Below are 21,699 nucleotides of genomic sequence, written 5' to 3' on the forward strand. Positions count from 1 at the left end.
TCGCCGCCACCCCAGCACGAACCTGATCCCAAAACCCCACCCGCACCGACCGCGGCAACCACCGAAACACCCGCACAACCCCGCCCCTTCCCGCAGACGGTGTTGCAAGCACCCCATGACTCCGAGACTCCTTGAGGGACTCTGGGTCCCTCAAGGAGTCCTTCACGGACTCGATAGTCACCCCATACACCGGCAGCCAAGCCCCAGCGGCGCGGCACCGACGCTATGAACGGTCCGTTCCTTGCAAATTTTGCAAGGAACGGACCGTTCATAGCGTTCGCGAAGCTCAGCGCACGAGGCGCGAAAGCACCGGAGCGAGATCGCCCCGCTCCCCCACCGCGACCCCGTCCAGCCCCTGCCATTCCGCCATCAGCCGCAGTTCGCCCGCCAGCTCGCTGGCGACCCGGACGACATCGACCCCAGGCTCGGCGAAGGCACCCTGGACGCGAAGCACCCCGGCGGCACGATCGCATTTGAGGTCGACCCGGCCGACGAGTTCGCCGTCGAGCAGGAACGGGAACACGTAGTACCCGTAGATCCGCTTCGGCTCGGGCACGTAGATCTCGATGCGGTAGAAGAAGTCGAAGATGCGCTCGGTGCGGGCGCGTTCCCAGATCAGCGGATCGAACGGCGACAGCAGGGCCCGGCCGGTGACCGACCTCGGTGCCTTCGCCGCGACGTGCCGGTACGCCGGGGCGGGCCAGCCGTCCACGGTCACCGGTTCGAGCACACCCTCCTCGACCAGCTCCGCCACCGCGCGCTTGCTGACGTCCGGGCCCAGCCGGTAGTAGTCCCGCAGATCCGGCTCGGTGCCGATGCCCAGCGCGACGGCCGCGCGGGTGATCAGTTCGCGGGCGCCTTCCTCCGGGCTCACGGTCCGCGACAGGATCTCCGGCGGGACGACGCGTTCGGTCAAGTCGTACAACCGCTCGAACGACCGGCGCGTGCCGGTGGTCAGCTGCCCCATGCCGAAGAGCCACTCGCAGGCCTTCTTGACCTCCGACCGCTCCCACCACGAACCCGGCTTCGCCCCGCCCGACTCGCCCACCAGGGCGCGCTCGATGCCGCCCGCGCCGATCGGGCCCTGTTCCTTGATCACGGTCAGGATGTCGTCCACCAGCTGCGGCGTCTGGTCCAGCACCCGCGCGTAGTTCGTCCACCAGCCCATGCGTTTCGCCCCGGAGCGCAGCAACGGCCAGTCCGCCACCGGCAGCAGGCTCGCCTCGTGCGCCCAGGTCTCGACCAGCATCCGGGGTTTGCGCGCGGAATGGGACCAGGCCGCGTCGTCCACCAGCGCGGGCTCGTACGCGCCGAGCCGGGAGAACAACGGCATGTAGTGCGCGCGGACCGCGACGTTCACCGAATCCAGTTGCAGCAACTGGATCCGCGACAGCACGCGCTGCAGATGCCTCCTCGTCACCGCTCCACCGGGACGCGCGTCGGCGAACCCTTGTGCGGCCAGGGCGATCCGGCGCGCGACCGGACCACTGATGGTCGTAGTGCTCATCGTCGGAATGGTGCCATCCACCACCGACAGTTTTCCGCGACACCGATAACCTGCGCAGCATGGCCGCCGCCGAAGTCCGCCCAGCAGTCGTGTCCGACGCCCCCGAGATCGCCCGCATCCAGCGGGACACCTGGCGAAGCGCCTACACGGAGCTGCTCGGCGAAGCGGCTGTCGCCGGGCTCGACATCGAGGAACTCGAAAAGACCTGGACCGAGACGATCGAGTACCCGGGCACGCGGGTCCTCCTCGCCACCGAAGGCGAGTTCACCGTCGGTTTCTGCGTCGCCGGCCGCGCTCCGGTGAGCGAGGTCGCCACGGCCGACGGATCGCTGCCCGACGACGCTCCGACGACGGCGCTCATCGCCTCGCTGCTGGTCGAGCCGCGCTGGGGACGCCGAGGGCACGCGGGACGGCTGCTGGCGAACGCGTCCGCCTGGCTGCGCGAGGACGGCGCCACCCGCGGGATCAGCTGGGTCGCCCAGACCGATCACGCGTCACTGGGCTTCTTCCGCCGCGCGGGCTGGTCGCCCGACGGGACCGTCCGCATCCTCGACACCGGAAGCACGAACGTGCGCGAAGTCCGCCTCACCGGCGGCCTCGACCTCGAGCTCACTCCCTGACTTCGCGAACACGACCCAGCGCATCACCGAGTACATGAACACGCCCTCGCACGCCCCGGCGATGAGCCGGGACAGGCGGTAGTCGACGCCCAGCGCGGCCAGCCCGGCGCCGACGCCGAGCAGGAATGCCACGTAGTTGATCACGATCGCGATCACGTACAGCACCGCCTGCCTGCCGACGGGCGCGTGCGAGCGGAAGTTCATGCTGCGGTTCAGCACGAAGCTCAGCCCGAACGCCGTCGCGTAGGCGAGCGTGATCGCCAGCCACACCGGCAGGCCGAGCCAGCCGCGGAGCAGGGTCAGGAGGATCAGGTCGACCGCGAAGGTGAACCCGTTGATGAGCGCGAAACCGAGGAAACTCGGCGCCACCAGCCGGGAAAGCCCGAAGGGGAGGCGCCGCACCACGGCCGCGCAGAAGTCGGCGAAGCGATCCGCGAAACCCTTGCCGCGGACCGCGTCGTGCACGTCGGCCACGGCTCCAGCATGGCAGCGGCAGGTGGCCGCGAGCCGACGAACAGGTGATCTTCTGGTGCGGCCCCGAGGCCGGGAACGGGGGCTGGCCCCAGTGCGTCCAGGTTTTCAACTGATAACTTGGAGAGAACGAAGATAACGGGGAGGCAACGATGGTGGGCTGGTTGCTCCTGTCGTTCGGCGTCGCCTTCGGTTCGGCGATCCTCCCCGTGGTCAGCATCGAGATGTTCCTCATCGGCCTGTGCGCGAGCCAGCCGTCGATGCCGTGGCTACTGCTCGGCGCCATCGTCGCCGCAGGTCAGGTGGGCGGGAAGACGCTCTACTACCTCGCCGCGAAGGGCACCATCAAGCTGCCGAAACCGCTGCACGACCGCCTGCACCGCGAGCGGCCGCCGACCCCGCGCCGGGAGCGGTGGCGGGCGCGTACCAAGAAGATGCGCGCCCGGCTCGACGCCCTGCGTGAGCGGTGCCATCGGCATCCGCATTGGATGGCGGGCACGTACGGCGTGAGTTCGGTCGTCGGGCTGCCGCCGTACATGGCCACGAGTGTGCTCGCGGGCCTGGTGCGGATGCCGCTGGTGACCTTCCTGGCCACCGGTTTCGTGGGCCGCTGGCTGCGGTTCAGCCTGCTGGCCGCCTCGCCCGCCCTGTTCGCGGGCTGGTTCCACTACTGACCTCACGCATTCAGTCCTCTGGATGCGCGACGCGAGAGTGCCCCCTCCCGCATTCAGTCCTCTAAGTGCGGGAGGCGGCTTCGAGTTCCACGGCGCGCCGCATCGTCGCGCGGGCCCGTTTCCGGTCCCCGGCGATCTCGTACGCGTACGCCAGCCGGTACCAGACGCGCCAGTTCTCCTGATCCGCCTCGACCTCGGCGCGGCGTTCGTCGAACCAGGCGTCCGCGGCGTCGCGGTCCACCCGGCCCGAAGGCCGCCGGGGCAGATCGGAGACGTCGGGCAGGCCGCCTTCCTCGTCCAGCCGCCGCGACAGCCGCTGGATCTGGACGCCGGAACGCCAGGTGGTGACGATGATCCAGATCCCGAGGATCGGCAGCAGCAGCACCCCGATGCCGAAGATCACCGGCACCGTCTCGCCGGTACGCAGCAGCGCGATGGCCCGGCCCGCCAGCAGGACGACGTAGACGGCGAGCGCCGCCGTCATCACCAGCGCGAAGTTGCGGGCCCTCACAGGTCGAGGATGTTCTCGAGACCGACCGTGAGGCCGGGCCGCGTGAGCACCGAGCGCACGCCGAGCAGTACGCCCGGCATGAACGACGTGCGGTGCAGCGAGTCGTGCCGGATGGTCAGGGTCTCGCCCTCGCCACCGAACAGGATCTCCTCGTGCGCCACCAGTCCGGGGAGCCGGACCGAGTGCACGCGGACGTCGTCGACGAGCGCGCCGCGGGCACCGTCCACTTCGGACGTCGTCGCGTCTTCACCGGGAACGAGACCGGCTTCCGCGCGGGCCTCGCCGATCAGCCGCGCGGTGTGCGCGGCGGTGCCGGAAGGCGCGTCGGCCTTGCGGTTGTGGTGCAGTTCGATGACCTCGGCCGAGTTGTAGAACCGTGCCGCCTGCTGCGCGAACCGCATCGCCAGCACCGCGCCGAGCGCGAAGTTCGGCGCGATGAGCACGCCGAGCGACGGGTCGGCCGCGAGCCACGAGCGCAGCTTCTCCAGCCGCTCCCCGCTGAACCCGGTGGTGCCGACCACGGCGTGGATCCCGTTGCCGGTCAGGAACTCCAGGTTGTCCATCACCGCGTCGGGATGGGTGAAGTCGACGACGACCTGTGCCTGCTTGAGCGCCGCGAAGTCGTCACCGGCGTCGAGCGCGGCGACGAGTTCCATGTCGTCGGCGCCGTTGACGGCGTTCACCACTTCCTGGCCCATCCGGCCGCGTGCGCCCAGCACGCCGACGCGAATCCCAGCGGTCATGATGCGATCACCTCGTGCAGATCGTCCGGAAGGTCGTCGGCGTGAGCGTACGGCCCGACCACCGCCGCCGCCGAGACGCCACCAGGGCGGGCGAGCAGAGTGCGAGCGAGCGCACAGACCTCTTCGGTGGTGACGGCGTCGATCCGCGCCACCGTGTCGTCGACGCCGAGATAGCGGCCGTAGTTCAGTTCGTTCTTGCCGATGCGCGACATGCGCGACGAGGTGTCTTCGAGGCCGAGCACGAGCCCGCCCCGCAGTTGTCCCTTCGCCCGCGCGACCTCGGCTTCGCTCAGCCCGTCCTTGCCGACGAGTTCGAGCACCTCGCGGATCACGCCGGCGACCTCGCCGAGCTTCTCCGGCTGGCAGCCCGCGTACACGGCCATGTGCCCGGCGTCGGCGTAACTCGCGACGGACGAGTACACCTGGTACGCCAGGCCGCGCTTCTCGCGCACCTCCTGGAACAGGCGCGAGCTCATCCCGCCGCCGAGCGCGGCGTTGAGCACCGACTGCGCGAACCGCCGGTCGTCGTGCCGCGACAGCGAACGCAGGCCGAGCATCACGTGCGCCTGCTCGGTGTCGTCGGTGTGCAGCGCGAGCTTCGGCGCCATCGCGATCCGCGCCCGCCCGCCCCGCGGCGGCACGGGGGTCGCCGTTCCGGTCAGCCGGTTCCGCAAAGCCTTGCGCACCAAGCGAAGCACCTGGCCGTGCTCGATGTTCCCGGCGACCGCGAGCACCATCCGCGGCAGCGTGTAGCGGCGCCGGTAGAACCCGCGCAGCGCCGAGGCGGACATCTCGACGATGGACTTCTCACTGCCGAGCACCGGACGGCCGAGCGCGTGATTGCCCAGGATCGCGCCGACGAACGTCTCGTGCAGCAGGTCCTCGGGGTCGTCGTCGCGCATCGAGATCTCTTCGAGCACGACACTGCGCTCGGTCTCGACGTCCTTGTCCGTGCACAGCGCCTCGAACACGACGTCGGTGACGAGGTCCATCGCGAGCGGCAGATCCTCGTCGAGCACCTGCGCGTAGTAGCAGGTGTGCTCCTTCGCGGTGAACGCGTTGAACTCGCCGCCGACCGCGTCGATCTCTTCGGCGATCTGGGTGGCGTCCCGGTTCGTGGTGCCCTTGAACAGCAGGTGTTCGAGGTAGTGGGCCGCGCCCTCGACCGACGACGGCTCGTCACGCGATCCGACGCCGACCCAGAGCCCGACCGTCACCGAACGGGACGCGGGAACGTGTTCGGTGATGACCCGGAGGCCACCGGCCAGCACACTGCGCTTGACCACCGCGCCGTCCGAAGTGGACTCCAGCGTGCGGGTGCTGCCGACGGGCTGTTCGTGCCCGGGAACCTGACGAGCCAACGGATTCCTTACTCACATGTCAGGAAAGGGTCGCTCAGGACGAAAAATGTCCTGAACGACCCTTTCCTGACGTTTCACATCGGTCTAGCCAGGACTACTACGCGTCGGCCTTCGGGGCCTCGGCCTTGTCACCCTCGGCGGGCTTCTCGGCGGCGTCGTCTTCCTTGACCACGATCAGGCTGATCTTGCCGCGGTTGTCGATGTCGGCGATCTCGACGCGGAGCTTGTCGCCCACGTTGACCACGTCCTCGACCTTGGCGATCCGCTTGCCGTTGCCCAGCTTCGAGATGTGCACCAGGCCGTCCTTGCCCGGCAGCAGCGAGACGAACGCGCCGAACGCGGCCGTCTTCACCACGGTGCCGAGGAAGCGCTCGCCGACCTTGGGCAGCTGCGGGTTGGCGATGGCGTTGATCTTGTCGATCGCCGCCTCCGCCGACGGGCCGTCGGCCGCGCCCACGTAGATCGTGCCGTCGTCCTCGATGGAGATGTCGGCGCCGGTCTCCTCGGTGATCGAGTTGATCATCTTGCCCTTCGGGCCGATGACCTCGCCGATCTTGTCCACCGGGATCTTCACGCTGGTGACGCGCGGAGCGAACGGGCTCATCTCGTCCGGGCCGTCGATCGCCTCGGCGATGACCTCCAGGATGGTGAGGCGAGCGTCCTTCGCCTGCTTCAGCGCGGCCGCGAGGACCTCCGACGGGATGCCGTCGAGCTTCGTGTCGAGCTGCAGCGCGGTGATGATGTCCTTGGTGCCGGCGACCTTGAAGTCCATGTCGCCCATGGCGTCTTCGGCGCCCAGGATGTCGGTCAGCGCGACGTAGCGGGTCTCGCCGTCGACCTCGTCGGAGATGAGGCCCATGGCGATGCCGGCGACCGGCGCCTTCAGCGGGACACCCGCGTTCAGCAGCGCCATGGTCGAGGCGCAGACCGAGCCCATCGAGGTGGAGCCGTTGGAGCCCAGCGCCTCGGAGACCTGGCGGATCGCGTACGGGAACTCGTCCCGCTTCGGCAGGACCGGGACCAGGGCGCGCTCGGCGAGCATGCCGTGGCCGATCTCGCGCCGCTTCGGCGAACCGACGCGGCCGGTCTCGCCGGTGGAGAACGGCGGGAAGTTGTAGTGGTGCAGGTACCGCTTCGTGGTCTCCGGGGAGAGCGAGTCGATCTGCTGCTCCATGCGGAGCATGTTCAGCGTGGTGACGCCCAGGATCTGGGTCTCACCGCGCTCGAACAGCGCGGAACCGTGCGCCCGCGGGATCACGGCGACCTCGGCGGCGAGCGAGCGGATGTCGGTCAGGCCGCGGCCGTCCATGCGGATCTTGTCCGTGAGGACGCGCTTGCGCATGATCTTCTTCGACAGGGCCTTGAACGCCGCGCCGATCTCCTTCTCACGGCCCTGGAAGGCTTCGCCCTCGCCCAGGCCGATCTTCTCCAGCACCGCGGCCTTGACCTGGTCGGTCGCGTTGTCGCGGTCCTGCTTGCCCGCGATGGTCAGGGCGTTCGCGAGGTCGTCGGTCGCGATGGCGGCGACGGCGTCGTACGCGTCCTGCTCGTAGGCGAGGAAGACCGGGAACTCGCCGGTCGGCTTGGCGGCCAGCTCGGCCAGCTGCTGCTGGGCCTCGCACAGCACCTTGATGAACGGCTTCGCGGCCTCGAGGCCCTCGGCGACGGCGATCTCGTCCGGCGCCTTGCCCCCGGCGGCGATCAGGTCGAGCGTCTGCTCGGTGCCCTCGGCCTCGACCATCATGATGGCGACGTCGTCACCGACGATGCGGCCGGCGACCACCATGTTGAAGGTGGCCTCTTCCAGCTGCTTCCAGGTCGGGAACGCGACCCACTGGCCGTCGATCAGCGCGACGCGGACGCCGCCGACCGGGCCCGAGAACGGCAGGCCGGCGATCTGCGTCGAGGCCGAGGCCGCGTTGATCGCGAGGACGTCGTACGGGTCCTCGGGGTTGAGGCTCTGGACGGTGATGACGACCTGGATCTCGTTGCGGAGACCGTCGGCGAACGACGGGCGCAGCGGCCGGTCGATCAGGCGGCAGGTCAGGATCGCGTCGGTCGACGGGCGGCCCTCGCGACGGAAGAACGCGCCGGGGATGCGTCCGGCGGCGTACATCCGCTCCTCGACGTCCACGGTCAGCGGGAAGAAGTCGAAGTGGTCCTTCGGGTGCTTCGACGCGGTGGTCGCCGAGAGCAGCATGGTCTCTTCGTCGAGGTACGCGACGACGGCGCCGGCGGCCTGACGGGCCAGGCGGCCGGTCTCGAAGCGGACGGTGCGGGTGCCGAAACGGCCGTTGTCGATGACGGCTTCGGTTTCGTGCACGGTGACTCCGGTGGAGTCGGTCATAAGGTGTATCTCCTCTTTTGATCCTCTGTAACGGCGCGAGTCTCCCACCCTGGGACCTGTTTCGCCTGCGGACGCTCGAGGAGTGAGGCCGGTCTTCGATCGAAGCCCCCGGGCCGTTGCCCGGAAGCCACTACCGAGGACCGGCGGACGGTTCCTCGTGCGCGCTCGCGCCGCGTGTTGCTGTACTTGGACCGAGGGGGAGCGACCGCAGTGGTCACTCCCCCTCGGGTTCAAGCTATCGGCGCAGGCCGAGACGCTGGATCAGCGCACGGTAACGCTCGATGTCCACCTTCATCACGTAGTTCAGCAGCCGGCGGCGGCGGCCGACCAGCAGCAGAAGCCCGCGACGGGAGTGGTGGTCGTGCTTGTGAGCCTTGAGGTGCTCGGTGAGGCCGACGATGCGCTTGGTCAGCAGCGCGACCTGGGCCTCCGGGGATCCGGTGTCCGAGTCGTGCACGCCGTACTCGGCAAGGATCGACTTCTTTTCTTCGGTGGACAAAGCCACAGTGGTGCTCCTAGATACTCTGTGCCGTGCGGCCCGGACGATGCTTCACGCCGGGTGAGACGGTCACGGCCGCCACGGACTGCAGCCGGACCCAATCATCGAGGTTACCAGCCTCGTGATCAGCGGCTTCAGTCGCGGGCGTGGTTCAACGCGTACGACCGGATCACCCGGTAGCGCGAGACGCCCTGCTCACGGTCACTGCTCATCAGAACGGCCTCGGTCGCCGTCCAAGTCTCACTGGTGAACCCGGCCAGCCGCTCCTCCCACGCGCTCGCGGCGTCCGGCCGGTCGCGGGGGAAGCGGGCCAGTGTCAGGTGGGCCACATACGGCCTGCCCTCGCTCTCCGCGCCGGCCCGCAGGGCCAGCTCGTGGAGCCCGGTTCCGGACACACTCAACCACAGCACCCCGGGGAATGTCGCGGCCTTTTCCAGGCGGAGGTCGAGCGGGCCCGCGCCCGCCAGCCGTCCGGCGAGCCAATCGCCTCGTCCGGCCGGGTCGTCCGCGCCGTAGAAACCGAGGGTGATGTGCCAGTCCTTCCGCGGCGACCAGCGGAAACCCTCGCCGCCGGGAGTGCCCAGTGCGGCGGCGACCTGGTCGAGGACGCGATCCGGCGGGATCAGCGCGCTGAAGAGTGTCACGAACCGTTCTTGGCCGCCCGGCGCAGCAGATCCGCCAGCGACGGGAAATCGTCGTCGAGCAGCTTCGCGGCCTCGGTGAGGTCTTCGTCCTCGCCGATGTCCCGCAGCGCCGCGAGCACACCCTGGTCGTCGGCGACGGCGCCGACCGGGATGCTGTCCCGGCCCACCGTCGGCCGCGAGTCGCGGACGTCCTCCAGCGCCTCCTGCATGGCCTTGCGGTCCCCCGCGGCGACCGCGGGGACGAGCACCTTGCGCTCCAGCATGATCATCTTGGCGAGGACGACCGGGTTCCCGATCTTCGCGCGGCGCCCGCTCATCACCTGGCTGAGCATGGGCGCGCTGATGCCGAGCACCTCGGCGAGGAAGGCCTGGGAGATGTCGAAGGCGACGACCAGTCTCCGCACCCGATCGCCGAGCGGCTCCCCGTACCACTCCTTCTGCAGCGCGATGTTCCGCTGGACGATCTTGTGGTCCTCCACCTGGTCCGCTCCCCTAACCCCATCGAACGCCACGCGCGCGGTCCGTGACATCTTGCCACCGGAACGCACCCTGGCGGGCATGTTTGTCGATACTCGTCCGGCCGGGGCCGGGTCCGGTCAGTCCTGCTCGCCGAGCAGTTCCCTGGTCCGCGCGACGTCCTCGTCGATCTGTTTCACCAGACCCTCCGAAGTCGGGAAACGGACCTGATCCCGCAGCTTGGCGACGAAATCGAGTGCGACGTGCTGTCCGTAGAAATCCTCGTCGATGTCGAGGACGAAGGCCTCGACGGTGCGTTCCCGCCCGGAGAAGGTCGGGTTGGTCCCGACGGACACGGCGGCGCGCAGCCGGCTGCCGGAATCCGACGAACGGGTGAACCAGGCGCTGTAGACACCATCGGCGGGCACCGCGGCGAAACGCGGCGTCGACAGGTTCGCCGTCGGGTAGCCGAGGTCGTGCCCCCGGCCGTCGCCCCGGACGACGATGCCCTCCAGCCGATGCGGCCTGCCGAGCGCCTCGGACGCCGCCACGACGTCCCCGGCGTCGATGCACGAACGGACGTAGGTCGAAGAGAACGTGATGTCGTTGTCCGCCTGCTCCTGCGCGAGCAGGCCCTGCAGTTCCGCGCCCTGCGCCACGAAACCGAACCGCTTCCCCAGCGTGCGGAGCAGGCCGACGTCACCGGCCGCCTTCGCGCCGAAGGTGAAGTTCTCTCCCACGATCACCGCGGCCGCGTGCAGTTTGTCCACCAGCACCTCGTGCACGAACTCGTGCGCCGTCAGCCGCGACAGCTCCAGGGTGAACGGCAGCACGCAGAAGACGTCCGCCCCCAGGCCCTCGACCAGTTCCGCCTTGCGGCGCAACGTGGTCAGCTGCGCGGGATGGCTGCCCGGCCGGATCACCTCCGACGGATGCGGGTCGAAGGTCAGCACCACGCTCGGCACGCCGCGTTCGGCGGCGGCGCGGACCGTCCTCGAGATCAGCTCCTGATGACCGCGGTGCACGCCGTCGAAGACGCCGATCGTCACCACGCACCGTCCCCAGCTCCCGGGGAGGTCACCCAAACCACGCCAACGCTGCACTTCTAGCCCCGTCTCCTCAGGCCCGCTCCGCGCACCAGCCTAGGCGGGCAGCAACACGACGACCGACCGGGCCAGTTCGCCTTCGTCCGCCGCGAGGGCGAGCACGCGACCGTCCGGCCCGAACATCCCGTAGGTGCCCTTGATCCCGGCCGCGGGCACCCTCTGTCCATATCGGACCGCCTGCGCCGTGCGGGCGTCCAGATCGCGGCGCGGGAACGCGGCGGCGACGGCGGCGTCGAGGTCCAGCGACAGCTCCGGCTTGTCTTCGAGCTGGTCGAGGGTGCGGGCCTTGGCGAGGGTGAACGGGCCGACCGTGGTGCGCCGCAACGCGAGCAGATGTCCACCGGCCCCGAGCCCGGCGCCGAGGTCGCGGGCCAGCGCCCGGACGTAGGTCCCCGACGAACATTCGACTATCGCGTCGAGTTCGATCCGGCCGGCCTCGCGGCGGGTGGCGAGCAGATCGAACCGGTGCACGGTGACCGGACGCGGCGGGATCACGACCTCTTCGCCCGCCCGGACACGGGCGTACGCGCGTTTGCCGTCGATCTTGACCGCGCTGACCGCGCTCGGCACCTGCTGGATGTCCCCGGTCAGCGCGGCGATCCCGGCGGCGATCGCTTCGTCGGTGATCTTCTCGACGACGTCCGGGGCGGCTTCGGCGATCGGCTCGCCCTCGGCGTCGTCGGTCGTGGTGGACAGTCCCAAGGAGAGGGTCGCGAGATAGGTCTTGCGGTCCAGGGCCAAGTGGCCGAGGAGTTTCGTCGCGCGTTCGATGCCGAGCACGAGGACACCGGTGGCCATCGGGTCGAGGGTGCCGGCGTGCCCGACCTTGCGGGTGCCCATGAAACGACGCGCCCTGGCGACGACGTCGTGGGAAGTCATCCCGGACGGTTTGTCGACGATGACGAGACCGGGCGGCGGGGCTGGACGTTTCTTGGCAGGAGCCTGATTGGGGCGCGACACGGGCCGAACCCTATCTTTCGGGCCTTCGCCTAGGACGAGACGGGCAGCGGCGCTTCGGCGTCCCAGCGGCGGCGCCGGATCTGCACCGGGATCGCCTCGCCGCGGGCCTCCGCCTCGAACAGCAGAGCGCGGGTGCGCCGCCACCACACGAGCATCCGGAAGGTGCCGAACGCGAGCACCGCGATCACCGACAGCAGCGCCAGGCGGAACGTGCCGCCCGTCCACTCCAGCAGCACGCCGACCGCGAGCGCCGAGATCGTCGTGGCCACGAATCCGCCGACGTTCACCACGCCGGTCGCGGTACCGACGCGCGCGAGCGGGTTGTAGTCCCGTGCCAGCGCGAAACCGATCATCGACGCCGGGCCGCCGAGGGAGAGGAAGGCGAACACGGGGACCAGGACCGCGACCGGGATCGTCCCGCCCCAGCCGAGCAGGATCGCCCACATCACCGCGGCGCCGCCGATGTACCCGCCGACGAGCGGCATCCGCAGCGACGGGCGCCGCCCGATCAGCCCGCCGATCAGCGGCCCGCCGAGCATCGAGCCGAACACGAACACGATCAGCAGCGAACTCGCGGTGGCCTTCGGATATCCCTGCCCCTGCACGAGGAACGGGACACCCCAGAGCATGGTCAGCACGTTGGGCGCGAACATCGTGCTGAAGTGGACCCAGAACCCCAGGCGGGTGCCCGGGGTGCGCCACGCGTCGGCGACCTGGCGGCCCAGCAGCTTCGGGTGCACCCGTTCGCGTACGGGCGCCGGCCGGCCGGGCGGGGAGTCCTTGACGCGAAGGGCGACGACGGCGGCGTACAGCGCGGTCACCAGGCCGACGGCGAGGAACGTCGGGGTCCAGCCGGGGCCGTCGAGCAGCAGGCCGAGCGGGACCGTCGCGGCGAGGTTGCCGACGTACCCGATGGCCCCGGTCAGCGCGGCGAGCAGGGCGTACTGGCGGCCGGGGAAATGCGCGGCGATCAGCCGCATGATGCTCACGAAGGTCAGGGCGTCGCCGAAGCCGACGACGGCGCGGGCGATCAGGCCGAGCGGGTAGGAATCGGCGACCGCGAGCAGGATCTGGCCGAGGCCGAGGAAGAACACGGCGGCGGTGAGCACGCGGCGCGGGCCGTAGCGGTCGACGAGGACGCCGGTGGGGATCTGCATCGCGGCGTAGACGCCGACCTGCAGGACGGTGAACGTGCCGAGCGCGGCCGCGCCGACCCCGAACCGGTCGGCGGCCTGGAGCCCGGCGACGCCGAACGAGGTGCGGTGGAAGACGGCGAGGAGATAGACGGTGACGGCGGCGAACCAGATGAACCAGGACCGGCGGGTGGCTCGGCCTGTCACGGTGTCTCCTCCTCGGAACGGTTTCGGACGGGAAGACGCCCGCACTGCCGCCTCATATAGTTGTAGCTCCTAAGCAACGGTGAAACATAGCCGTTACCCGGGTGCTTTTCGCCACAGCGCCGGCCGCCACCACCGCGTTTCGTCCTCTGAATGCGGTAGTTGCACGCGCAAGGACCGCATCCAGAGGACTAAACGCGGACGGCGCCTTCCACGGCCCACCGGCCCGAGCGCCACCGCACCAGCAGGGTCGCCAGCCGCAGCAGCATGAACAGCGAGAGCCCGGTCCAGATCCCGGCCAGCCCCCAGCCGAAGGCGAGCGAAAGCCAGATCAGCGGCAGGAACCCCACCGCCGCGCTCAGCAGGGTCGCGTTGCGCAGGAAGGCGGCGTCGCCCGCGCCGAGCAGGACGCCGTCGAGCGCGAACACCACCCCGGCGATCGGTTGCAGCGCGACGAAGAACCACCAGGCGTGCGGGATCTGGCCGAGGACGGCCGCGTCCGAAGTGAACACTCGCGGCAGCACGCCGGCCACCGACGCGAACACGACGCCGAGGAAGCACCCGAACACCAGGCCGTAGGCGGTGATCTGGTTCGACACGCCGCGTGCCCGTTTGCTCGCCCCGGCGCCGAGCGCGGCGCCCACGAGCGACTGCGCGGCGATGGCGAGCGAGTCCAGCACCAACGCGAGGAACGTCCAGAGCTGCAGCACGACCTGGTGCGCGCCGACGGCCTCGGTCGACGTCCGCGCGGCGACCGCGGCGGCGGACACGAAGCACGCCTGGAAGGCGAGACTGCGCAGCACCAGATCCCGGCCGAGACCGAGCTGGGCGCGCATCACCTTCGGCTCCGGGCGCAGCGGGACCCGCTCCCGCACCAGGGCCGCGATGAACAGCGACGCCGAGATCACCTGCGCGACGACGTTCGCGATCGCCGAACCTTCCAGCCCCCAGTCCGCGCCGTACACCAGCACCGGGCACAGCACGGCCGAGATCCCGTTGCCCGCCAGCACATAGCGCAACGGTTTCGCGGAGTCCTGCACGCCGCGCATCCAGCCGTTGCCCGCCATCGTGATCAGGATGAACGGCGTGCCGAACAGCGCGATCCGCAGCCAGGAGACGGCGGCGTCGGTGATCGCGGCGTCCCCGGACAGGACGCGGGCGATCGGGGCGGCCAGCAGCTGCCCGGCGACGATCACCACCAGCCCGACGATCACCGCCAGCCACGTCGCCTGGACACCTTCGCGCACGGCGTCACCCCGGCGGCCCGCGCCGTGCAGCCGCGCCGTCCGCGACGTGGTGCCGTACGACAGGAACGTCAGCTGGCTCGAAACCTGCGACAGCACGACACCGCCGACGGCGAGGCCCGCCAGCGGCAGCGCGCCGAGATGCCCGACGACGGCCGTGTCCACCAGGACGTACAGCGGTTCGGCGGCGAGGACGCCGAGCGCGGGCACGGCGAGGCCGAGGACGCGTTTCGGCGGGACGCGCTCGTCGGGTTCGGAAGCTTCAGGCACCACCGCAGACTAGACGTCTGGTACGACAGTCCCAGTCGCCGGGAAACCCGCCGGGCCGAAGCGGGCGTGCTTCACCCCGGTGGCGAACGCCCAGTACCGGTCCCCGTACGACCAGTGCCACCATTCGCTCGGGTAGTTGACGAATCCGGTCGCGGTCATCGCGTCGATGAGCGTCTCCCGGTTGGCACGCGCTTCCGGACCGATCAGCGCGGATTCGGTGAAGCATTCCGTCCCGTACTCCGGCGGCGTCGCGTTCACGTCGGTCCCCATCGGCAGTTCGACGCCGTCGACGGTGCACAACGTGAGGTCCACCGCTCCCCCGGCGACATGCGGCGCGACCTCCGGCGGTGACACGTAGGTGGCGGCTTCGGCGGCCACCTGTGCGGACGACCACTCCGGGTTGGCGCGCGCGATCCTGGCCATGCTGTCCTCGAAGTACCGCTCCTGCACCTCCCTCGGCCGGAAGCCTTCGACGACGAGCAGCCGGAGCCCGCGCGGGAGCTGGCATTGCGCCGCGACGAGCCGGTCGGCGACGCTGAGCCGCACGTGCGCGAAGGCACCCCGATCGTCGGCGAGCCTGGGGTCGATCCGGATGGCACCGGTTTCCCGCAGATCCACCAGGGGTTCCCCGCACTCCCGGACGGGCACGGCGGCGATGCGGGGATCCGACAACGACACGAACGAAGACATGGGCCCCACTGTCCACGAGCGTCCTTCAGGAACGCTGTAACCCGGTTACAGCGAAGGCGCCCGATTTGGGTACTTTGCGAGGGGCCGTGAGTGACAAAGAGGGCTAGAGGGGTAAGTCAAACATGGCGTGATGGAGTTGGTGGCGAGAGCATGCTCACCACAGAGACCTGGCGCGCCCATGACTGTCCACAAGGGACAAATTCAGAGGCAAAATGCCCGATTTAGCCACTTTGCGCAGGGGTCGTGAGTGATTTGGGTGGTTCTAACCCTCATTAACACTCACGACCCCGTCCAGAAACGGACATAAAGGCATCAATCGGATGCCCGATCGACGCGATATGTCCCTTGTGGACACTCGGGATCAGGCCTGTCCGCATCGCCAGTCCAGACTCTAGTGGCACACCACTTTAGAACGACCCGAATCACTCACGACCCCGCCCGGTTACAGCGGAGAGTTCCCGATACTCGCGGGCACCGTAGGTCCGGAAGATCTCGCACGCCTCCGCGGTCATCCGCTCCCCGGCCCGCACGTCGCCGAGCGCGTCGTGGACCTCCGCGAGCGTGCGCAGGGTCCGCGCCCGGAACAGTTCGGCGCGCAGGTCGGTCCACCGCCGGAGCGAGTCCTCCAGACAGTCCTTCGCCTGGTACAACCGGCCTTCCGCGAGATGCACCTCCCCGACGACGCGGAGGGTGCACGCGTGGCCGAAGGCGTCGCCGAGTTCACGGCAGACCTCCAGCGCGTTCTCCGCCAGCCGCCGCGCAGCGACCGAATCCCCGCGCCGCAGCAACGCCTTGGCCAGCGCGCGTTCGGAGTACGCGGCCAGCATCCGGTCCTCGGTGCCCTCGAACACGGCGAGCGCGGCACGTGCGCACTCTTCGGCCTCGGCCCACTCGCCGCGGGCCCGGTGATACAGCGAGAGGCTGCGCAGGGTCAGCCCTTCACCGCGCCGGGACCCGGCCGCCGCGAACGACGCCCGCGCCTCGGTCAGCGCGGTCAGTGCTCCCGGGTATTCGCCCAGCTCCAGCCGTACCGTGCCGGCCAGCCGGTGGACGTGGCCCATCGCCCCCGGATCGTCCAGCCCGGACCACATCCGCCCGGCCCGGTCCAGGAAATGCACCGCCTCGGGCAGGTAGCCCTGCTCACGGCAGGCGGCGCCGAGCGCGGCGAGGGTGGCGGCCTCGCCGCGGACGTCACCGGCGGCGCGGAACATCGACAGCGCCTGGCTCAGATGCGCGCGGGACCGGGGGAAATCGTCGTGCTCGTAGTACAACTGCCCTAGCCCCGCCAGCAGAGTCGCCTCGCCCAAGGCGTTTTCGGTGCGGCGGGCGGCGGTGAGCGCCGCGTCGTGGGTGCGGCGCCAGGAGCCGAGCGAATCGTCGAGCACCCGGTTGTGCCCGCCGAACGCGGTGCCGCACAAGGCCGACGAGAGCCCGACCGCGATGTCGACCAGGTCCAGTGCCGCCGCCAGCTCGACGGCGGTGGTCATCGCCTCCTCCTCGGCGCGGAACCATTCGTACGGCCTGGCCACGACCCGCCGGGCGATCTCCTCCCCGACCGGACGGCCCAGCCGGGAGGTGCCCTGGATCGACGGCACGACCGGCGGCAGGGTCTCGTTGATCCGTTCCACCAGCCAGATCCAGCCACCGAGCACCCGCTCGACGGTGGCGGCCCGGTCCGCGGCGGACTCCTCCTCGACGGCACGTTCCAGCGCGAACAGGCGGACGAGGTCGTGCAGCCGGTAACGCATGAGCCCCAAGGGATCCACGCCGTCGACTTCGAGCAGCGACACGTCGACGAGGTCTTCGAGCACCTGCTCCGCGTCGTCCGGATCGGACTCCAGCGCCGCCGCGGCGACCCACGCGGGGAAATGCGCGAGACCGAGCGATCCCAGCCGTCGCAACGCGGTCCGCGCCGCCTTGGGCAGGAGCGTGTAGCTCAGGTTGATGCTGGCCCGCACCTCCTGGTCGCCGACCACCAGCTCGTCGAGGCGGCGCTGCTCCTGGGCGAGGCGGTTCGCCAGCCGGGACAGCGACCACTGCCGCCGGGACACCAGCCGCGCGCCGGCGACGCGGATCGCGAGCGGCAACTGCCCGCACAGCTCGGTGATCTCGGCGGCCGAAGCGGGCTCGGTGCTCGCCCGCTCGGCCCCGACGATGCGGGTGAGCAGGTCGAGCGCGGCGTCCGCGGGCAGCACTCCCAGTTCACAGAAGGTCGCACCCGCCAGTGCCGGAAGCCGGTTGCGCGAAGTGACGATCACCGCGCACCCCGGCCCGCCGGGCAGCAACGGGCGGACCTGCGCCTCGTTCGCGGCGTCGTCGAGCACGACGAGCATGCGGGTGCCGTCGAGCACCGTCCGGTAGCGGGCGACGCGTTCGTCGAGCGAGCCGGGCGGCGTCGTCGCGGGATCGAAGTCGCGCAGGACGCGGCCGAGCACTTCTTCGGCGGTCGCGGGGCTGCCGGTGGAGCCGTGGAGTTCCAGATGCAGCTGCCCGCCGGGGAAGTGCTCGGCGATCTCGTGCGCGATCCGGTGCACCAAAGTGGACTTGCCGACGCCGCCCGCGCCGGACACGACCGCGACCGGCATCTCGCCGGGCCGCACCAGGGTCGCGCGCAGCGCCGCGAGCTCGGGCGCGCGGCCGGTGAAATCGGGTGGCGGCGACGGCAGCTGCCGCGGGGTGCGGGAGGTGACGGCCGGGAGCAGCGCGGCGTCGGACCGCAGGATCGACTCGTGCACCTGGCGCAGCTCCGGGCCGGGATCGATACCCAGCTCGTCGGCCAGCACCTTCCGGCCGCGTTCGTACACGTCCAGCGCTTCGGCCTGCCGTCCGGACCGGTACAGCGCGACCATGAGGCCGCCGCGCAACCGTTCCCGCGTGGGATGCAGGGCGACCAGTTCGGTGAGTTCCGCGAGCAGCCGCGGGCCTTGTCCCGCCGCCAGATCCGCGTCGACGCGCTCCTCGACGACGGTCAGCCGCAGCTCGTCCAGCCGGCTCGCTTCGGCACGCAGGAACGACTCGCCGATCCCGCCGAGCGCGGGGCCCCGCCACAGGGCGAGTCCGGAGCGGAAGAGGTCCGCCGCCTCGGTGTGGTCACCGCCCTGCGCGGCCTGCCGTCCCCGTTCCACCAGCCGCTCGAACATCCGCACGTCGAGGGCGTCCTCGGCGACGTCGGCGCGGTAGCCGTTCCGATCGGACACGATGACCTGCGGCAACCCCGCCGCGTCGAACGCACGGCGCAGCGTCGCGACATACGTCTGCACCACCGCGCGGGCGGTCGTGGGCGGCTCCTCGCCCCAGACCACGCCGATCAGCCGTTCGGCGGGCACCGTCCGGCCGTAGCCCAGCAGCAGCGCCGCGAGCAGCGTGCGCGGTTTGACCCCCGGGAGCGCGATCGGCCCCGACGGGCCCGCCACCTCCATCGGCCCGAGCAGAGAAAACCTCATCCGTCCCTCCCCAGAAGCGGATCCACCTACAGCGCACCGCCTCGCTGTAGCCCGCGTTGAAGCGGGGCTACAGCGGCCTCCCGCAGCCTCTGTGTCGTCCACTCCACATCATGCTCAGGAAAGGTCGTCATGAACAGCTCCGGTTCTCCCAGAGCGGTCCGGTTCGCCGCCGCCCTCATGGCCCTCGTGACAGTCGTCGCAGGCTTGCTCACGTTCGGCACGCGGAACGAGGCGAGCGCGGCGTCCACGGTGGGCGGCGCGATCACCCGCGCCGAGATCATCGCCCGTGCCAAGTACTGGTACGACCGGGGTGACACCTGGTACAGCCAGGACCAGGCGGACGCGATCTCCGACGGCACCGGCGGGAAGTACCGCCCGGACTGCTCCGGCCTCGTCGCGATGGCCTGGCACCTGCCCAAGAAGTCCGACGGCTGGGACCTCAACACCGGCGACTTCGAGTCCTATTCGCACAAGTCCTGGCTGGGCAGCCTGCACGATCTGCTGCCCGGTGACGCCCTGCTCAAGAACGGTCACATCGAGCTGTTCGAAAAGTGGGTCGACCCCAAGGACCACTCGGCGGGCGCCTGGGTCTACTCGGAGAACACCTACGGCCAGAAGACCAACCACAACACCAACTCCTGGTCGGAGATGACCACCTACCGCGGCATCCGCTACGACAAGGTCATCGAGAAGTCCCTCGACGGCGGGGACTTCGACGGCAACGGGGCGGGCGACATCTACGCCACCGGAACCGGCACCCTGACGATCTGGAACGGCAAGGGCAACAACAACTTCGGCACCGCGGATCCCGTGGGCGGCGGCTGGGACGGCTTCACCCGGCCCGCGGCCGGTGACTTCAACAAGGACGGCAAGACCGACCTCGCCGCCGTGAAGAACGGCACGTTGTACGTCTGGAACGGCAAGGGCGGCAACAAGTTCGGCGCCGCCGACGCCGTCGGAAGCGGATGGGAACCCTTCACCGCACCCGTCGCGGGCGACTTCAACAACGACGGCATCAGCGACCTCTCCGCGGTCAAGGACGGCACGCTCTACATCTGGAACGGCAAGGGCGGTAATCACTTCACTCCCGCCGACTCCGTCGGTGGCGGCTGGGAACCCTTCACCGCACCCATCGCCGGTGACTTTAACAACGACGGGAAAACCGATCTGGCGGCCGTCCGCGACGGCAACACCCTCCACATCTGGAACGGGAAGGGAAGCAACAAATTCGGTGCCGCCGACGCCATCGGCAGTGGCTGGGGTGACTACCACGCCACGCTGATGTCCCTCGGCGACGTCAACAAGGACGGCCACTCCGACATCGCCGCCGTCGACAAGAACACCGGCACCCTCTACCTGTGGAACGGCAAGGGCGGCAACAAGTTCGGCCTGGCCGACGCCCTCGGCGGCGGCTGGCTCCCCCACTTCTGATCGGTTCCGTCCCCACCACGACCTTGGAGGGTCGACCAGTGTCGAAGAACTTCACCCGCCGGGTGACCACGGCAGCCCTGACCGTCTTCGCGATCACCGCCCTGTCCCCCGTCGCGCACGCCGAAGAAGAACCGGCCGGCTTGGTGACCGCCGCCTACGCGACCGCCCCGTGCGACCGCTCGGGTACGACCAGCGGGGACACCGCCCTGGCCACGCAGCTGAACGGCACCCTGACCGCGAAGATGCGGGGATACCTGACCGCGTACCGGATGTCGTGCGCCCGCATGGTCGTCGAAGCCGTCCGCGATCGCGGGCTGAGCCAGAGAGCCGCGGCCATCGCCATCGCCACGGTGATCGTGGAGACCAGTCTCCAGAACATCAGCGAGGAGGTCGATCACGACAGCCTCGGCCTGTTCCAGCAGCGCGCGTCCTGGGGCAGCGCGACGAACCGGCTCAACCCCGTCTGGGCCACCAACGCCTTCCTCGACAAGATGGTGCGCGTGTACCCGAACGGGTCCTGGAGCTCGGCGCCGATCGGGGAGGTGTGCCAGGCGGTGCAGGTCTCGGCGTATCCGGACCGCTACCAGACCGAGGCCGGTGACGCGCAGAAGATCGTCAGCGCGCTGTGGCAGCGGTCGACCGCGGACGGCGGTGACTTCGACGGGAACGGCGTCGGAGACATCTACGCGACCGGCACGGGCACGCTGACGATCTGGAACGGCAAGGGAAGCAACAACTTCGGCGCGGCGGACGCCGTCGGTGGCGGCTGGGACGGCTTCACCCGGCCCGCCGCCGGTGACTTCAACAAGGACGGCAAGACCGACCTCGCCGCCGTCAAGAACGGCACGCTCTACGTCTGGAACGGCAAGGGCGGCAACAAGTTCGGCGCCGCCGACGCCGTGGGCAGTGGGTGGGAACCCTTCACCGCACCCGTCGCCGGAGATTTCAACAATGACGGCATCAGCGATCTGTCGGCCGTCAAGGACGGGACCTTGTACATCTGGAACGGCAAGGGCGGTAATCACTTCACCCCCGCCGACTCCGTCGGTGGCGGCTGGGAACCCTTCACCGCGCCCGTCGCGGGGGACTTCGACAATGACGGGAAGACCGATCTGGCCGCGGTGCGCGACGGCAACACCCTCTACATCTGGAACGGCAAGGGAAGCAACAAATTCGGCGCCGCCGACGCCATCGGAAGCGGCTGGGGCAACTACCACGCCACCCTGATGTCCCTCGGTGATGTCGACAAGGACGGCCACAGCGACATCGGTGCCATCGACAAGAACACCGGCACCCTTTACCTGTGGAACGGCAAGGGCGGCAACAAGTTCGGCGCCGCCGACGCCCTCGGCGGCGGGTGGCTCCCGCACTTCTGAAACGGTCCC

18 protein-coding genes and 1 pseudogene are annotated in these 21,699 nt (G+C 69.8%); 4 read left to right on the forward strand and 15 right to left on the reverse strand.

What is annotated here, in order from left to right:
- Positions 1-286 precede the first annotated feature (286 nt).
- Entirely contained in the window at positions 287-1,507 is a 1,221-nt protein-coding gene (locus DMC61_RS33315) for a winged helix-turn-helix domain-containing protein (RefSeq protein ID WP_125694312.1), read from the reverse strand.
- 59 nt (positions 1,508-1,566) lie between these two features.
- On the opposite strand from DMC61_RS33315, the gene DMC61_RS33320 reads away from it, so the two are divergent.
- Positions 1,567-2,127 (forward strand): GNAT family N-acetyltransferase, encoded by a 561-nt coding sequence (locus DMC61_RS33320; protein WP_233595043.1) that lies wholly within the window; start codon positions 1,567-1,569, stop codon positions 2,125-2,127.
- 66 nt (positions 2,128-2,193) lie between these two features.
- Here DMC61_RS33320 and DMC61_RS41835 read toward each other — a convergent pair.
- A pseudogene (locus DMC61_RS41835) lies at positions 2,194-2,601 on the reverse strand (GtrA family protein); the annotation flags it as partial.
- A 149-nt stretch (positions 2,602-2,750) separates the two neighbouring features.
- Between DMC61_RS41835 and DMC61_RS33330 the strand changes: the two are divergent.
- The gene (locus tag DMC61_RS33330; protein WP_016332621.1) at positions 2,751-3,272 is read left to right on the forward strand and encodes a YqaA family protein; all 522 of its coding nucleotides are present in this window, start codon (positions 2,751-2,753) and stop codon (positions 3,270-3,272) included.
- A gap of 61 nt (positions 3,273-3,333) precedes the next feature.
- Here DMC61_RS33330 and DMC61_RS33335 read toward each other — a convergent pair whose 3' ends face one another.
- From DMC61_RS33335 to DMC61_RS33395, 13 genes are all read right to left on the reverse strand, one after another.
- A complete protein-coding gene (locus DMC61_RS33335; RefSeq protein ID WP_016332620.1) occupies positions 3,334-3,783 on the reverse strand; it encodes a tetratricopeptide repeat protein in 450 nt (149 codons plus the stop codon).
- Positions 3,780-4,526, reverse strand: a complete 747-nt coding sequence (gene dapB / locus DMC61_RS33340; protein WP_125694317.1) for a 4-hydroxy-tetrahydrodipicolinate reductase — start codon at positions 4,524-4,526, stop codon at positions 3,780-3,782. Before dapB ends, DMC61_RS33335 begins: the two co-directional genes overlap by 4 nt.
- Positions 4,523-5,887 carry a pitrilysin family protein gene (locus tag DMC61_RS33345; protein ID WP_016332618.1) on the reverse strand — a complete coding sequence of 455 codons (1,365 nt, stop codon included), beginning with the start codon at positions 5,885-5,887 and terminating at the stop codon, positions 4,523-4,525. Before DMC61_RS33345 ends, dapB begins: the two co-directional genes overlap by 4 nt.
- Positions 5,888-5,984: 97 nt before the next feature.
- Entirely contained in the window at positions 5,985-8,234 is a 2,250-nt protein-coding gene (locus DMC61_RS33350; RefSeq protein WP_125694319.1) for a polyribonucleotide nucleotidyltransferase, read from the reverse strand.
- 235 nt (positions 8,235-8,469) lie between these two features.
- Positions 8,470-8,739, reverse strand: a complete 270-nt coding sequence (gene rpsO, locus DMC61_RS33355) for a 30S ribosomal protein S15 (RefSeq protein WP_003084034.1) — start codon at positions 8,737-8,739, stop codon at positions 8,470-8,472.
- Positions 8,740-8,867: 128 nt separating this feature from the next.
- Positions 8,868-9,377, reverse strand: a complete 510-nt coding sequence (thpR, locus tag DMC61_RS33360) for an RNA 2',3'-cyclic phosphodiesterase (protein WP_125694321.1) — start codon at positions 9,375-9,377, stop codon at positions 8,868-8,870.
- A complete protein-coding gene (locus tag DMC61_RS33365; RefSeq protein WP_125694323.1) occupies positions 9,374-9,856 on the reverse strand; it encodes a helix-turn-helix transcriptional regulator in 483 nt (160 codons plus the stop codon). Before DMC61_RS33365 ends, thpR begins: the two co-directional genes overlap by 4 nt.
- Before the next feature lie 117 nt (positions 9,857-9,973).
- Positions 9,974-10,936, reverse strand: a complete 963-nt coding sequence (locus DMC61_RS33370) for a bifunctional riboflavin kinase/FAD synthetase (RefSeq protein WP_076153369.1) — start codon at positions 10,934-10,936, stop codon at positions 9,974-9,976.
- Between the two features lie 39 nt (positions 10,937-10,975).
- A complete protein-coding gene (gene truB / locus DMC61_RS33375; RefSeq protein WP_016332613.1) occupies positions 10,976-11,899 on the reverse strand; it encodes a tRNA pseudouridine(55) synthase TruB in 924 nt (307 codons plus the stop codon).
- Between the two features lie 29 nt (positions 11,900-11,928).
- Positions 11,929-13,239, reverse strand: a complete 1,311-nt coding sequence (locus tag DMC61_RS33380; protein ID WP_125694324.1) for a nitrate/nitrite transporter — start codon at positions 13,237-13,239, stop codon at positions 11,929-11,931.
- A 188-nt stretch (positions 13,240-13,427) separates the two neighbouring features.
- Positions 13,428-14,753: an MATE family efflux transporter gene (locus DMC61_RS33385; protein ID WP_199750155.1), complete on the reverse strand. Its 1,326-nt coding sequence runs from the start codon at positions 14,751-14,753 to the stop codon at positions 13,428-13,430.
- Between the two features lie 6 nt (positions 14,754-14,759).
- Complete coding sequence (locus DMC61_RS33390) at positions 14,760-15,440, reverse strand: M15 family metallopeptidase (protein WP_125694328.1); 681 nt, start codon at positions 15,438-15,440, stop codon at positions 14,760-14,762.
- A gap of 422 nt (positions 15,441-15,862) precedes the next feature.
- On the reverse strand, positions 15,863-18,883 hold the full coding sequence (locus tag DMC61_RS33395; RefSeq protein WP_125694331.1) for an AfsR/SARP family transcriptional regulator: 3,021 nt from the start codon (positions 18,881-18,883) through the stop codon (positions 15,863-15,865).
- A gap of 186 nt (positions 18,884-19,069) precedes the next feature.
- Here DMC61_RS33395 and DMC61_RS33400 point away from each other — a divergent pair, with 186 nt between their 5' ends.
- Together DMC61_RS33400 and DMC61_RS41255 are read left to right on the forward strand one after the other, a co-directional pair.
- Positions 19,070-20,314 (forward strand): VCBS repeat-containing protein, encoded by a 1,245-nt coding sequence (locus DMC61_RS33400; protein WP_158634149.1) that lies wholly within the window; start codon positions 19,070-19,072, stop codon positions 20,312-20,314.
- A 38-nt stretch (positions 20,315-20,352) separates the two neighbouring features.
- Positions 20,353-21,690, forward strand: coding sequence for a VCBS repeat-containing protein (locus DMC61_RS41255; protein ID WP_158634150.1), 1,338 nt, complete (start codon positions 20,353-20,355; stop codon positions 21,688-21,690).
- Positions 21,691-21,699 lie beyond the last annotated feature (9 nt).

The organism is Amycolatopsis sp. WAC 04169, from assembly GCF_003947535.1.
GTDB classification, from domain to species: Bacteria; Actinomycetota; Actinomycetes; order Mycobacteriales; family Pseudonocardiaceae; genus Amycolatopsis; species Amycolatopsis keratiniphila.

Excerpts from the sequence above, each read along its gene's own strand:
- DMC61_RS33315 (WP_125694312.1), bottom strand. The coding sequence starts at position 1,507 with ATGAGCACTACGACCATCAGTGGTCCGGTCGCGCGCCGGATCGCCCTG.
- DMC61_RS33395 (WP_125694331.1), bottom strand. The coding sequence starts at position 18,883 with ATGAGGTTTTCTCTGCTCGGGCCGATGGAGGTGGCGGGCCCGTCGGGG.
- DMC61_RS33320 (WP_233595043.1), top strand. The coding sequence starts at position 1,567 with ATGGCCGCCGCCGAAGTCCGCCCAGCAGTCGTGTCCGACGCCCCCGAG.
- DMC61_RS33390 (WP_125694328.1), bottom strand. The coding sequence starts at position 15,440 with ATGTCTTCGTTCGTGTCGTTGTCGGATCCCCGCATCGCCGCCGTGCCC.
- DMC61_RS33350 (WP_125694319.1), bottom strand. The coding sequence starts at position 8,234 with ATGACCGACTCCACCGGAGTCACCGTGCACGAAACCGAAGCCGTCATC.
- dapB (WP_125694317.1), bottom strand. The coding sequence starts at position 4,526 with ATGACCGCTGGGATTCGCGTCGGCGTGCTGGGCGCACGCGGCCGGATG.
- DMC61_RS33330 (WP_016332621.1), top strand. The coding sequence starts at position 2,751 with ATGGTGGGCTGGTTGCTCCTGTCGTTCGGCGTCGCCTTCGGTTCGGCG.